Here is a 15,494-nt window from a genome sequence, read left to right on the forward strand (position 1 = left end):
AATGTTTACCTGCGTTGGTTGATTTTCGCTAAGAAGCGATCGAGGTCTTTTTGACTCAAATTTGCTTTTGGGAAGTCAGAAGGCGTGTAGGTTCCTGCTTCGACAGACTGACAGTGGGCAGCAAGCGATCGCAAATTATCCACAAAATCATTAGCTAGTTTTTCGATGGTGGTTCGCCGGTAGGCTGCTTCGCTATACCTCCACTCTAGTTGCAGCCTATTTTCTCGCACGCCTCCGTCAATTTCGATCGGATAGCGCCGATTTCCTAGCAGACTGCTGCTCGCGCTTTCTACTAGCTCAAACGCAAAAGATTCAGGCACAATCGGATCGAATTGCTCGCGGTAGTTAAATCTAATCTGCGATCGATCCAAGGCTTGCAGGTGCGCCGCTACTTCTGCGCCATCGCCCAAATAGCGCAGTACCCCAAAGCCAGCACCTCGATTGGGTACGCCCCGCACCTGCTCTTTAATCGCCTTTAAAGCTTCCCCAGGCCCAGAGATTCCCTTGAGAATGAGCTGCACCGGAAAAATCGCCGCAAAGCAGCCGATCGTGCGCGACAAATCGATATCTTTGGCAAAAATTTCTCGCCCCGAAGCCTCCAAATCCACCTGCAAGGAATCCGCTTTCGTCCATTGATTAAAAGTTTGCACCAATGCAGTCAGCAATACTTCGCTCGTTTGGGTTCCATAAGCTGCTGGAACTTTTTGCAGTAAAGTGCGAGTTTCTTCAACATCGAGCAAAACTAATACAGCGTTTGCCCGATCGTTGCTTGGAGAATCAACGGGCAGTTTCGAGACTTCTTGACGCGCAGCAAGCCAGTAATCTCGCTCTTGCTGAATTTGTGGCGATTTGGCGTACTCTTGCAGAAATTCTGACCACCGTTTAAAAGTTGCTGTTGCGGGCGGTAATTCTACGGATTGCCCCTGACTCAACTGCGCGATCGCCGCAGAAAGCTCCTCTAGCAAAATTTGCCACGAAATGCTATCTGCCACCAGTTGATGAATCGTTAATAGCAGGCTGTTGGGTCGATCGTTTCCCTGGTTAAACAAAGCCACTCGCCAGAGAATTCCCTCGCATGGATTCAAACTTTCTTTTAGCTCGGCTGCCGTTCTTTCTAAAGTAATTTCTCGTTCGCTCACTGGCAACGCCGATAAATCGATGTATGAGAAAGGTTCTGTTTGAATTTCCTCTAAACTACCGTACATTTGCTGCCAGCCCGATTCTGTATGGAGAAATTGCAGGCGAAGAATGTCGTGGCGATCGAGCAATTTTTGCACCGCTTGCTGCCAGAGTTCAGGAGCGATTGCCGAGTCTGTTTTAAATAAAAAGCTCTGGCATTTACCGGAAATTTTTTCTTCTAAAAATTCCTGCTGTATTGGGAGAATAGGTAGCAGTTTTTCAGTCGTCTCAATTGTGCCTGCAACGGCTGCAAGCTCCGCCACAGTGGGACACTCAAACAGTTGTTTGGGCGTCACGCGCAAGCCGGCTTGATTGATTTTGGCGACGATGCGAATACTGGATATCGAATCTCCGCCTAACTCGAAAAAGTTATCGTAAATTCCTACTTTTTCGACCTCTAGCAGTTGCCCCCAAATCTGGGCGATAGTTTCCTCGGCAGGCGTGCGAGGTTCTGCGAAAGTTCCTTCTAATTTCGCTCTGGCACTGTCCGGTTCTGGGAGCGATCGCCGGTCTACCTTTCCATTAAGAGTTAAAGGCAAACTTTTGAGCGTTACAAAAGCCCAAGGCACCATGTACTCAGGCAATTTTGTCGCTAAAAAACGGCGAATTTCGCTGCTGTTTGGTGCTTGTTTCTGATTAGAAACAAAATAAGCCACGAGGCGCTTTTCACCAGGCACATCTTCCCGCGCCACCACTACAGCCTGCGCGATATCTGGATGCTGCCCTAACGCTGCCTCAATTTCTCCCAATTCAATGCGGAAGCCCCGGATTTTTACTTGACTGTCAATTCGCCCGATGAATTCGATGTTTCCGTCTGGCAAATAACGAGCCAAATCACCCGTTTTATAAAGATGTGCTTCAGGCGCACCGAATGGATTCGGAATAAATTTTTCTGCCGTCAATTCGGGGCGGTTGAGATAGCCCCGCGCCAGACTGCTGCCGCCGATGTGCAGTTCCCCAGGCACGCCTACTGGCACTGGCTGCAAATGGGAATCCAGTAGATAAATCTGAGTATTTGCTATTGGTCTGCCGAGTGGAACTGTCTCGGAAATTCCTTTCAATTCCTCGCCATACACTTGATAGGTTAGTACGCCCACCGTCGCTTCTGTTGGCCCGTAGTGATTGAAAATAAGGCAATCTGGATTGATTTTACGAATTTCTTCAATCAATTCCCAGCTTGCAGCTTCACCGCCTAAAATTAGCCGTTTTCGTGGCAAAATAGACTCGGCTTCAGAAGAAGTTAAAAGAGCAGCAAGGTGCGAGGGAACAATCTTGAGGCAATCGATAGAATGGCGGCGGAAATATTCACCCAGCGCTTCTGGATCGGTGGCGCGTTCTTGGGATACTATATGGAGGCATCCACCCGAACAAAGTGCCGGGAAAATCGCTGTATTGCCCAAGTCTGCCGCGAAGGTAGAAACGGTGGCGAAACTAGCACCTGATGGCAGGTTTAACTTTTCCTGAATACTGTGTAGGTAATTGAGCAGTTGCCCGTGTTCGATCGCTACTCCCTTGGGCGTGCCAGTGGAACCGGAAGTATAGATGACGTAAGCTAAATTGTCAGAAGAAGCGCGAGGCGTGTAAGAGGCAGAAACAGCGGGAATGTCTGTATCGATGCAAACAATATTTACCTGAGTTTTCGGCAAGCTTTCAGCGAGTCGCTGTTGCGTTATCAGCACCTGAACTCGGGCATCTTCTAGCATGAGTGCCTTGCGATCTGCTGGGGTTGCCGGGTCTATGGGTAAATACGCGGCACCTGCTTTGAGAATGCCCAGCATTCCTACGATTGTTTCTAAGGAGCGATCGAGGCAAATGCCAACAACGACCTGTGGTTGAACTCCCAAGTTTTGCAGGTGATGGGCGAGTTGATTGGCGCGATCGTTGAGTTCTCGGTAGGTGATTTGTTCACTTTCAAAGACGACGGCAATGTTGTCTGGGTTGCGTTCTGCTTGTTCTTCAAAAAGCTGATGAACGCATTTATTTTTCGGATAATCTTTTTGAGTTTGGTTAAAGTCAATGAGAAGTTGCAGCCGATCGCGATCGCTCAGTATGTCTACCTGACTGATAGCGACTTCTGGATTTTTGACTGTGCTTTCTAATATCGCCTGAAAGTGTTCTGACAAGCGCTTTATATCTGCCGCAGCAAATAAAGCGGAATCGTAGTGAAATTCAGCGCTTAGGGAATTGCACAGGCGGAGGCAGGAGAGCTTGAGTTTGAATGGCTGTAGGCACGCATCTTGCCGAACAAGGGAAAATGAAACGTCTGAATTATCATAGTTCTTAGGCTCTTCTTGGAACTCAAAGCAGACTGGCCAAAAGCTGCTGCTTTTTTCGTTTTCTAAGCTTTCTTCCCAGCTAAAATATTCTTGCCAGTTGTACATCTCGTTGAGATTAAGCTCAACTTGCTGCCTCACTTGTGAGAAAGTTAACTCGTCTTGCACTGGGCACTGTAGGGGTAAGTATTTGCACAGCAGCCCCAGAGAGTGTTCTAATTCTTCATATTTTCTGCCGTCAATCGCTACGCCGATTATCGGGTTTGGCTCTCTGGTAAGCCGCCAAATGAGAATTTGCCAGCAAGTCAGCAGGAAGGCAGAAATATCGCTTTTGTGCTTTGGGGCGATCGCTTCCAAGCTGTTCAACAAATCACCCCGAATTTCCACCCTTTCTACTAGCGGCTGAAATTCCGCTTCGGAATTATTATTTTCCCAAGGAAGCGTTAATAAATCCCAAGATTTAATGTTCAGCTTTCGCCAGTATTCTTGGCCAATTGCCGTTTCTTCTGATTCGAGTAACTCATTTTGCCACTCAGCAATATCGGCATATTGCATTGGCTCATCGGCTTGTTCTTCACGGCACGCACAGGCTGAGTAGGAAAGACTGAGTTCGCGGGTAAAATTTTTCAGGGTGACGCTATCTGCAATTAAGGCAGAGAAGTTCGCCAGCAATAGGTGCTTGTCTTGGGCCAGAGTGGCTAAAGAGATGTGCCAAAGTGAGCCGCGCTCAAAATCAAAAGGAAGCAGACTTAGTTGCTGAAAAAGCGCTGCGATTTTAGCTTCTTGTTCTTCTGGAGACAAACCGCTCAGATTGTATTCGGAGATAGGAACTTCGCAACTGCTGGCGATCGCTTGCAGGGGTAGTGTCATCCCAGGCAAGCAGTGAAAGCTAGTACGCAGGATTTCGTGCCGATTTACGACATTTTGCAGCGCCTTTTTAAGAATCTCTCGATCGAGGTTTCCTGTAATTAAAATTTCACCTCGAACGCGATAGGTCTGTTGGCGCTTATTTTGCTGTAATTCCCACAGGTGCCGTTGCTGTGGAGAAAGTCTAAACCCTTCGATTGTTTCCTTTTGCATATCTACTGTTCCTTTCATGGGTCTAAATGTCTTGACAGCTAAACGGTTCTGCCATCCCGACAACAACTCGACGCGAACCAGAAAATGGGGTGCGTCCGTGCGCGGCTAGCATATTATCTAGCAGCAAGACATCTCCTTCTTCCCAAAGGAAAACAATTGTTTCTTGCTGATAGCAGCGACGAATTTCGTCTAATATAAAATCTTCAATGGGCGAGCCATCGCCGTAATAAGCATTGCGGGGTAAATCTTCCTGCTTAAAAGAAGTTAAAAGCTCTTTGCGAACGACGGGTTCGAGATTGGAAATGTGGAATAGGTGAGCTTGATTAAACCACACCATTTCCTGGGTTTTTGGGTGCTGAGCGACAGCTTGACATATTTGGCGAGTTCTCAAGCGATCGTCACTTTTCCATTCTAACTCAATTCCCGCTTTTTGGCAATACTCTTCTACCTCAATTTTGCTATCAGTATTGAAGACATTTTGCCAGGGTAAATCTACGCCACCGCCGTAATTTCGCACATACATAACCTTTTTTTGGGCAAACTTTTCTCTAATCTTTGAATCCAAGCTTTCAAACACTTTGCGACTGTTAGCAATAGGGGTTTCTCCTCCCTGTTCGGCTTTCTTGACGCAGAAAAAAGCGATTTTCAGCGGCCAATTTCGAGAATAAGCCATTTCATTGTGCAGTGGAATGAATTGCTCGGCAGGATACTCGGTGGAAGTGTAGATATTTCCGCTCACTTGGCTACGGGGAGTTGAGCGAAAAGAATATTCCAACAAGTCGCCAGCAAGATTTTGAATAAACTGCTCGAAACCATTCACCCCGCCGACTTCAAAGCCTCGAAAAAGTATTCCTCCGTGCTTGCATAACTGCGTTTCAATTGATGAGCGATTGTTCGCAGCCCAACCCGCGAGATTTAATTTTTCTACTGTGGGCTGAACAACTAGAGGTAGAAAGTTTTCGGGCTGGAGGTAGGCGGTTTTGACTAATTCCTCTGAGGACAGGCTGACGGCTTTTCGCCTAACTGCTCCTAACTTTTGGGAATTGAGATTTTTTGTTTCTGTATTTGTCATGATTTTGGCAAATTGGGTAAAATTTTTATCCTTTTTTTTCAAGAAAAAATGAAATATTGATCCATCACTTCACACTTTTCATAACTTGGCGTTTAGCCATTTTTAATTTTTGAAGTCCAGAAAGATTAATTTGTTTTTCCTGCTCGATTTTGTGCTGCCTTTCTGCTTCGGCAATAATTTCTGCCAAGTCGTCGATCCTGATATCTGGCTGGGCAACCACTTGGTTGAGAAGAGTTTCCCAACCTCTCACGATTCGGGCAATAGTCGCAGCCTCAAATAAGTCGGTTTTGTAATCAAATAAGCCTTGGATTCCTTCTGAAGCCTCCCAGAGAGTGAGGCTTAAGTCGTGTCTCGACATACCGACATCGAATTCCAGAATGCTCAAGGTCAAACCTGCTAACTCCAGGGGTGGCATGGGTGCATTCTGGAGTACAAACCACACTTGAAACAGCGGGTTATAGCTGAGATTTCGCTCTGTCTGCAATTCCACGACGAGCTTTTCAAAAGGGACATCGGGATGAGCGTAAGCTGCTAACGCTACCTCGCGCGATCGACCGAGTAGTTCGCGGAAAGTTGGATTACCTGCCGTGTCAATTCGCAGCACTAAAGTATTGACAAAAAATCCAATTAGTTCCTCTAATTCAAGGAGGTTGCGGTTGGCAATAGGAGAGCCAATAGCAAGGTTATCCTGCTTTATTTGGCAGTATAGCAAGGATTGAAATGCTGCCAACAAGGTCATAAATAGGGTGACATCTTGTTGCTGAGCGAGCGTTTTCAGCCTTTCAGTTAAAGAAGCAGAAATAACAAAAGATTGCTGCGACCCTCGGAAAGTTTGCACGGGAGAGCGCTGCTTATCTGTTGACAGCACAGCTAAAGTGCCTCCCAATTGCTGTTTCCAATAAGCGAGCTGTTTTTCTAATTTCTCTCCCTGGAAATGCTGCCGCTGCCAACTGGCGAAGTCGGCATACTGTAAGGGAAGTTCAGGCAGCGGAGAGGGTTTGTCAGTGGAAAAAGCTTCATAAAGTGCGGCCACTTCTCGCACCAACACGCCCATAGACCAACCATCAGAAATAATGTGGTGTATCGTCAGAAGCAACACATATTCTGCCGAACCAAGTTGCAGCAAAGTGCCCCGCAGTAAGGGCGATCGCGTTAAGTCAAAGGGGCGTTGAGCTTCTTCAAGAGTACGCTGCTTTATTTCAGCTTGCTGCTCAGTTTCTGGTAAATGTCGCAAGTTTACCACCGACAAAGCGAAATCCAATGAAGGAGAAATCACTTGAACAGGTTGCCCGTCCACTTCTGCAATAGCAGTTCGTAAAACTTCGTGACGCCGGACAATTTCATTGAGTGTTTGCTGCAGTGCCGACAAATTCAATTGCCCTTGCAAACGCACAGCAGCAGGAAGGTTATAGGCAGGGTTTTCGGGAGACAATCGATCGAGAAACCACAGCCGTTGCTGGGCAAAAGAAAGGGGAGCAGGATTTTGCTGCGATCGCCTGGGAATACGCTTAGATTGCTCAGCCTGTACTGCCTCTTTGCCTAATGCTTTGAGGAGGAGCGCTCGCTTCTGGGGCGAGAGGTTTTTCAGTCGTTCTGAACGATTAGTAGACATCATGATTCACCTCCTCGCAGTGGTCGCTGTTTGTGATAGTTAAGGAAAGCTTTGCTGCTATGTTTAGCTGGTCGTTTAAAACAACGTTGATATCTGCTTCAGTGGTGAGGGGGTTGGCAAGGACGACTCGAAAAGCAACAATGGGAATGGTTTTGCCATAACAGGTGTTTTGCACGGTTGTTCGCGATACGAAGGTTTGACCGGCTCGCCGCTGGACTTCCTGAAGGTGCTCGTTAAATTGATTAATGAAGTGGTTGTCTGCTTCGGCTAGTTGTTTTTTGGCTGCTTGTTCCCTGAATGTTTCTGGAATGTAGCGGTATAAAAGAATATTAATTTCTGGTTCTAGCAGCAATTCAAATGCTGGATTTTCCAGAATTAAATTAGCCAAGTGCTGCGTTTTATGGATGCCTGAATCTATCAAAAACTCATAGCCTTGATGGCCGATGATATTCAACGCTGCTTGCAAGAACAAACTCGCACCTGGTCGAGAGCCTTCGAGAGAGCGCTTGCCTAGATCGATGGAATCTTTTCGCACCGTGTAGGGCGCGTGTTTTTCAATAACTTTGGCGCTTTGGGGATTGCGGAATAAAACCATACCGATTCCCATTGGCAAATACATTTGTTTGTGTCCATCTATGGTGACGGAATCTGCTAGTTCAATGCCTGCGAATTTGTGCCGGTGACGTTCGGAAAAAAGCACGGGGCCGCCCCAAGCGGCATCGACGTGAAAGTGAGCGTTTGCTTCTTGCGCGATCGCCGCTATTTCTGGAAGCGGATCGATACTTCCCGAATCGGTGCTGCCTGCAACGCCGATAATTGCCAGAATGTGCAGATTGCGATCGCGACATTCGGCTACAGTTTGGCGCAGCGCTGCCAAATCCATGCGGTGATTGGAATCGGTGGGGACTTTTAGGAGACTGCGATCGCCAATGCCTAATAAACCGGCAGCCTTCTCAAAAGAGTAGTGCATCAAACGAGAGCCGATAATAACAGCTCCCTTGTAGCCGTAAAACTCTAAAGCTGCGTGCAAACCTTCTTTTTCAATGCCACTAAAGTTATTTTTTGGCCCTAAAGAAGCGTTGCGAGCGCACCACAGGGCTGTGATATTAGCTAGGGTGCCGCCCGTTACCATGATACCGAGCGTGCTATCACTTTTTTGAATGTGCTGGTTATAAAAATCCTCAGAAAAATCGTAAATTAATCGGTGCATCATTGCCAAAGTCTGGCGCTCGCAGGGGCTTAAAACTTTGGCAGTTTCCATCTTGACTAAATTTTGATTCATCGCCGTTAAAAGCTTCCCAATCGGGCGCACAAAATAGGGAAGTGCGCTCGTCATGTGACCGATATATCGGGGGGAAGAGGTGTGAATGGAATGGGCAACGAGGGTTTGGGCCAAATCATCGATATAATTCCCAACATCTGTAGGAAGGGCGGGAATTTTGTTTTCCCTAAACTCCTGAATAATTAACTCTAAGTCAAAATCTGTACTAGCGGTTTTTGCGTACAAAAAGTCTTGCACAAGGGCAGAAATGCGCTCCTCCATTGCTTCCTCAGCCAAAAACGACTTTTCTGAGGCACTGAATAGCTCCATTAACTTTTCTTCAAGTGGGGTAACAGAGGCTTTTAAGGGCTGCATTACATCTTGAGAATCTTTGGCTTTTACTGTTAGTTTACTCATCCGAATCAATCCTGTTAAATGGGCGTTTTTTATCTCCTGTCCCCCAAGAAAGCCTTAAGGAGAAAAGGTCTTTTTGTGCTTTTTTACCAAGCCGATATTTACTCAGTCAGCATCACAGTTTGTGCTGACTCTCCATCACTCTTTTCTAAGAGATCGAGCAATTCATCTATCTGGTTAGAATCGGCGTTTGCCAGAATTTCTTCCTCGACCAGTTCAGCTAAATTCTGAATGGTGGGAGCGCCAAAAAAATCGCACAGCGCTAACTCTACCCCAAAGCACGATCGCACTCGCGATATTAACTGTGTTGCCATCAGAGAGTGACCGCCGAGGTCAAAAAAGTTTTGGTTAGTTCCTACTTTTTCTAGCCCTAAAAGAGCAGTCCAAATCTCAGCAATTTCTTCCTCTGTGGGCGTTTGTGCCTCAGTGAAGGCTGTTTCATCAGAAACGTAATCGCACTTTTGAGATAAGGCGAGGCGGTCAATTTTTCCGTTAGGCGTTAGTGGCAGCGCATCTAATAGCACAAAAGCTGAAGGCACCATGTAATCGGGCAGTTTGTGCTTCAAGAATGAACGCAGTTCGGAAATAACTTCTGGGTACTGATTTCTGAACCCTGGGTTAGGAACTAAGTAAGCGACTAGGCGCTGACTCCCCGGTGCATTTTCCTGAAGCAAAACAGCAGCGGTGGACACAGAAGAATGTTGAGAAAGTGCTGCCTCTATTTCTCCGAGTTCGATGCGGAAACCGCGAATTTTTACTTGGCAATCGCCACGGCCCAGAAATTCTATATTACCATCCGGCAGGTAACAACCGATATCGCCTGTTTTGAACAAAATTTTTTGATGAGAATTACCGAGAAAATCTAATTTTTCTTGCCCAAACGGGTTAGAAATGAATTTTTCGGAGGTTAATTCCGGGCGGTTTAAGTAGCCCTGTGCCAATCCATCGCCGCCGACGTAAATCTCGCCGGGACTTCCGATCGGAACTGGTTGCAAATTGCGATCGAGCAGATAAATTTGCGTGTTGGCGATCGGGCGACCGATTGGCACTTTCTCGACACAGTGAGTTGCATCGTACCACGTCACGTCCGCAGCTACTTCAGAAGAGCCATAAAGATTGATTAATACCCGCTGGGGCATCTGCTCTCGAAATTGCTGGCCAAGTTCCAGTGGCAGAGTTTCTCCGCTGCAAATCCAATACTTTAATTGAGGCAAACGCCTGTCTAAATCAGGGAAGGAATTTAAGAGAGCGCGCAACAAAGAAGGAACCAGCACCAGTCGGGTTACATTTTGCTTTGATAAGGTTTGAAGGAATTGGTTAAGATCTTTGACGGATCGATCGGGAATAATCACTGTTGGCAACCCATGCAGCAAAGGGCCAAAGATTTCCCAAACCGAATCGACAAAATTTAAGGACGTTTTTTGACAGCAAATATCTGCTTCGATAAAAGGGTAGGGGTTCCAAAAACAGCGATTGACTGTACCTCGGTGGGTGCCGAGTACGCCTTTGGGAGTGCCTGTCGAGCCGGAAGTGTAGAGGACGTAAGCGAGGCGCTCGGCTTCCACTTTAACAGCGGGGTTGCGATCGCTCTGGCGGGAAATTTCCTGCCATTCGGCGTCGATACAGACGACTTTTGCGCTGTGTTCGGGGAGGGTTTCTAGGAGGTTTTTTTGAGTCAAAAGCACCGGAACTTTTGCGTCGGCCAGCATGAAAGATCGGCGTTCTTGGGGATAAGCAGGATCGAGAGGAACGTAAGCGGCACCGACTTTTAAAATGCCCAAAATAGCCACCAGCACGGACAGCGATCGCTCTAAGCAAATTCCCACCAAAACTTCTGGTTTTACACCTAGAGATTGCAGGTAATGCGCGATTTGGTTGGCTTTGGCATTCAATTCGCGGTAAGTCAATTGTTCATTTTCGCAAATTGCAGCCACTGCATCTGGGGTTCGCTCTGTTTGCGCTGCAAATAATTCGTGAATTGAGGAATTTTTGGGGTAATCCGCTTGGGTGTCATTCCACTTTATCAACAACTGACGTTGCTCTCGCTCGGAAAGAACCGATCGCAACTCGTAACGCTCGGATGACTCGCGCGCGATCGCTTCTAGGGTTTGGGCGTAATAACCTCCCATTGCCTCAACCTGTTCGCCGCATAACTCGGCGCTGTCGTATTCCAGAGACAACTGTACTTTCGCGGACAAAGCATCTAGGCTGAATTCAACAAATAAAGGAAAATTCGTTTCTAGTAAAAACTTTCCCCCTAAAACTTCAAGATTTTTTAGGGTTTGCAAGCCCTGATAAACGTGAATATTAACGTAGTTAAACGCTGTCTCGAACAAAGGCTGACCGCCCAAAGTTCTCTGTATTTCTGCCAGCGGATAACGCCGATAAGGCAGCAATTCTCGCTCCGCCTCAAAAACCTGCTGCACCAAATCAATCCAAGTACCGCCGGATAGTTGCAAGCGAAATGGTAGAGTATTCAGAAAAAGTCCGCAAATTCGCTCTCCATCTGTCTCTTCAGGGCGTCCGTTCGCCACGAAACCTGTCAGCACGTCTGACTGTCCGCTGAGCAGGCTTAAAACGCGCAAATGAGCTGCTAACAAAACGCTTTTAATAGGAACTCCGGCGGAATTAGCTAGCTGTTTGAGCCCTTCAGAAATTTCTGGGGGAATCGCCACATTGTGGGTGCAAATTTGCCGGATTCTCGCCTCGCGCGGGAATTTTTGCCAGCGCGGCAGCACCGCGATCGTGCAGTCGCTTAACTTTTCCTTCCAAAAGCGCTGGTGTTCCTCAGATGCAACGCTCGCTCGCTCCATAGCCACAAAATCTCGGAACGCGATTTGAGGTAGCGGAGCGGCAGAACCGCCTGTTTTCCCCAGCAGTAAAAAATATTGCTGAAACAACTCTGTCAACACCAACCCCACACTCCATCCATCGAGAATCGCGTGGTGAAATGCAAAACTTAGCTGAAAAGTCTCCTGAGTATAGCGGTGAATCTGGAACTGCATCAAAGGAGGAGTTTTCCAATCAAAATGCCGATTTCTTTCTCCTTCAAGCCAAGCATTTAAAGCCGCTTCTCGCTGGGAATTGGAGAGGTGGCGCAAATCTTCCACCTGCAAGGGAATTTCAACTTTTTGATGAACCAATTGCAGGGACTCGCTGAAACCAGTTAACTGAAATGAAGTCCGCAGCACGGCGTGACGCTTTACCAAACACTCTATCGCTGCCTGCAAAACCTGAACTTCGAGAGGAGCTTTTAGGTGAAAGCTAAAGATATCGTGATAGATAGCGCTTTCCTGGCTGTACTCGCTATGAAAAATCATGCCCATCTGAAGGGCAGTTAATGGATAGGCATCCTCTACATTATCAGGTATTTGCTGTTTGTCTGCTGGCAAAATTAAACTGAAAGCTTGACTTTTTGAAGGTTCTAATTCTTTAAATTCTGTTGCTTTCAGCTCCCGAACGATCGCCTCAATCGTTGGATACTGGAACAGTTGTTGCAAGGAGAAGCGCAAGCCTTGTTTTTGAGCTAAAGACTGCACCTGAATGCTGCGGATAGAATCGCCTCCCAAGGCAAAAAAATTGTCACGGATGCCGACTTTTTCCACGCCGAGAATTTTCTCCCAAATTTCTGCCAACGCTTTTTCTTCGGCAGTGCCGGGAGCGACAAAAGCTTCCGCTAAATCGGGTCTGGCTGTGTCGGGTTCTGGCAGCGATCGCCGATCTACCTTACCGTTAACGGTCAGGGGCAAAGCTTCCAAAAGCACGAACGCGGCAGGCACCATATAGTCCGGCAACTTTTCCTTCAAGAAAACGTGCAATTCTCCAGTGGTGAGAGTCGTTTCTGACGGAGCCACTATATAGGCTATTAACCGCTTGTCTCCCGGCGCGTCTTCCCGCAGCAAAACTGCGCTCTCCCGCACGGCTGGATGCCGGTTTAGCTGCGCTTCAATTTCTCCCAATTCGATGCGGAAGCCTCGCAGCTTGACCTGAGTATCTATTCGCCCCAGATATTCAATATCGCCATTGGGCAAGTAACGCGCTAAATCTCCGGTTTTATACAGTCGCGCTTCTGGATTTTCGCTAAAGGGATTAGAAATAAATCGCTCGGCTGTTAAGTCAGGGCGGTTGAGATATCCCCGCGCCACTCCCGCGCCTCCGACGTACATTTCCCCGGGAATCCCCACCGGAACTAATTGACGATTTTTATCTAAGATATAAAGCTGTAAATCGGGAATGGCACACCCAATAACGCTACCAAGCCCGTTTAAATCAGCTAAACTGAGCGGGCGATAAGTGACGTGAACTGTGGTTTCCGTGATGCCGTACATATTCACTAATTGCGGACTCCGATCGCCGTGCCGCTCGAACCAGGGTTTTAAGCTGGGCAATTCTAAGGCTTCGCCGCCGAAAATGACCCAGCGCAGGCTTAAATTGTTGCCAGTTTGTACCGACTCTTCGGCTTGCATAAGCTGGCGGAAAGCTGAGGGAGTTTGGTTGAGAACGGTGACTCGCTCTCGACACAGTAATTCATAAAATGCGATCGGCGATCGCGCTACGAAATAAGGCACAATTACGAGGCGTCCGCCGTAAATTAAAGCGCCCCACAGTTCCCACACTGAGAAATCGAAAGCGTAGGAATGAAACAGAGTCCACACGTCGCCTTCGCTAAAGTTGTACCAAGATTGGGTGGCCGCGAACAGGCGAACGACATTGGCATGGGTTACTAAAACGCCTTTGGGTTGACCCGTTGAACCGGAGGTGTAAATAACGTAAGCAAGATTTTCAGCCGTAGCGTGGCTGTTAGGATTGTCAGTGCTATTTTGAGTGATCGCCTCCGAATCGGCTTCTAAACAGACAACTTTGCCGCTATATTCGGGGAGAGTTTCTAATAGTGTTTCTTGAGTCAACAGCACCGATACCGAGGCATCTTGAAGGATGAAAGCCGTGCGATCGATTGGATTGGCTGGATCGAGCGGCACATACGCGCCCCCGGCTTTTAGAATGCCTAAAATTCCGACAATTGTTAACAACGAGCGCTCCACGCAAATCCCCACTAGCACTTCGGGTTTGACGCCTAGTTGCTGTAAGTAATGCGCGAGTTGGTTCGCTCGTTCATTCAGCTCGCGGTAGGTGACTTTTTGGTCTTCAAATACTACGGCAACCGCATCGGGAGTTCGCTGGGCCTGCTGTTCAAATAATTGATGAATACAGTTATCTTGGGGATAGTCAGCTTTGGTGCCGTTCCACTCAACAAGAATTTGCTGCTTTTCGGCTGGCGTTAGCAGCGGTAAATTTTTCAAAGGTTGGTGAGGGTTTGCCGCCATCCCTTCTAGTAAGACCTGCAAGTGTCCCAGCATCCGCTCGATCGCGCCTTGTTCAAAGCGGCTGCGATCGTACATAATTTTGAGCGCTAACTCCGATTGCGCTACCGCCATCAATGTGATGGGGTAATTCGTGCTGTCAACCGATCGCACGTCGCCAATCTCTAGGCCACTTTTTCCGCGCTGCAATGAAGGATCGACGGGGTAATTTTCAAATACGACGATACTTTCAAATAGTGGCGTATTGAGAGGAATTTTGCTCCACCGCTGCTGAATTTCTACCAGAGGCGAGTATTCGTACTGGCGCACTTCAATGCTGTGGCTTTGCAATTGCTGTAACCACGAAATAATTGAGTCTTCAGCGGGCACTGATACTCTGACAGGCAGAGTATTAATCAGCATCCCAACCATCGATTCCGCGCCGATTAATTCAGGCGATCGCCCCGAAACCGTTACGCCAAAAATTATGTCTTCTTCACCGCTATATCGGCTCACAAGTAGCGCCCAAGCTCCCTGTACGAGAGTATTTACAGTCAGCTTGTACTGTCGCACCAACCCTTGTAGAGGCGCTAGATCGGGAAGTTTGATTTCAGCTTCGCCTCGGCTCCCTTCACCGCTTTTGCAACTCAATTTTCCACCGACAACAAGCGACGTGGGTGTCGTAAATCCTTGGAGCGTTTGCCGCCAAAAGGACTCCGCCTCAGCTAAATCTTGCTGCTGCAACCAGGCGATGTAATCTCGATAAGAGCGAGGGCGCTTGAGTTGCAATTTTGCGCCCTGGCATTCTGCTTCGTAAAAGGCAAAAACTTCCTTGATGACGATCGCCTGCGACCACCCATCTAAAACTAAGTGGTGGTGGCTCAAAATAAACTGAAAAGTATCTGTTTCTAACTGCGCCAGTGCAATGCGAATTAAGGGAGCTGATGTCAAGTCAAAGCCCTGCTCTCCATCGGCTTTTAGGAACGTTTCTAGCTGCTGTTGTTGTTCGGAGGTCGAGAGCGATCGCCAGTCCATTTGCTGCCAGGATAAGGGAGCCTGCTTGCGGACAACTTGCACGGGTTCTTTTACGTTCTCCCACAGGAAACAAGTCCGCAAAATGGGATGCCTGTCTACAACTTTTTGCCAACTATTTCTAAACGCAGAAACATTGAGATCGCCGCGCAAGACGCACAGCAGTTGCCCGAAATATATGCCCGATTCTGGCTGGTAAAGGGAATGAAAGAGAATGCCCTGCTGCGCTGGGGAGAGGGGATAAAAATCTTCGATATTGCCTTTGCTCATC

General features: G+C 47.6%; 5 protein-coding genes. All 5 read right to left on the reverse strand.

Translation table 11 applies throughout. The features are described from left to right. Positions 1-5 precede the first annotated feature (5 nt). Positions 6-4,532 (reverse strand): amino acid adenylation domain-containing protein, encoded by a 4,527-nt coding sequence (locus tag QUA54_RS24270; RefSeq protein ID WP_333416643.1) that lies wholly within the window; start codon positions 4,530-4,532, stop codon positions 6-8. 22 nt (positions 4,533-4,554) lie between these two features. Next, positions 4,555-5,604, reverse strand: a complete 1,050-nt coding sequence (locus QUA54_RS24275; RefSeq protein WP_333416644.1) for a TauD/TfdA family dioxygenase — start codon at positions 5,602-5,604, stop codon at positions 4,555-4,557. Positions 5,605-5,668: 64 nt separating this feature from the next. After that, positions 5,669-7,219 (reverse strand): condensation domain-containing protein, encoded by a 1,551-nt coding sequence (locus QUA54_RS24280; protein WP_333416645.1) that lies wholly within the window; start codon positions 7,217-7,219, stop codon positions 5,669-5,671. After that, on the reverse strand, positions 7,206-8,894 hold the full coding sequence (panP, locus tag QUA54_RS24285) for a pyridoxal-dependent aspartate 1-decarboxylase PanP (protein WP_333416646.1): 1,689 nt from the start codon (positions 8,892-8,894) through the stop codon (positions 7,206-7,208). Before panP ends, QUA54_RS24280 begins: the two co-directional genes overlap by 14 nt. 98 nt (positions 8,895-8,992) lie before the next feature. Further along, positions 8,993-15,493 (reverse strand): amino acid adenylation domain-containing protein, encoded by a 6,501-nt coding sequence (locus QUA54_RS24290; RefSeq protein ID WP_333416647.1) that lies wholly within the window; start codon positions 15,491-15,493, stop codon positions 8,993-8,995. Position 15,494: the final 1 nt, after the last annotated feature.

Origin of the sequence: Microcoleus sp. MOSTC5, from assembly GCF_036701825.1 — a bacterium.
Lineage (GTDB): Bacteria > Cyanobacteriota > Cyanobacteriia > Cyanobacteriales > Microcoleaceae > Microcoleus > Microcoleus asticus.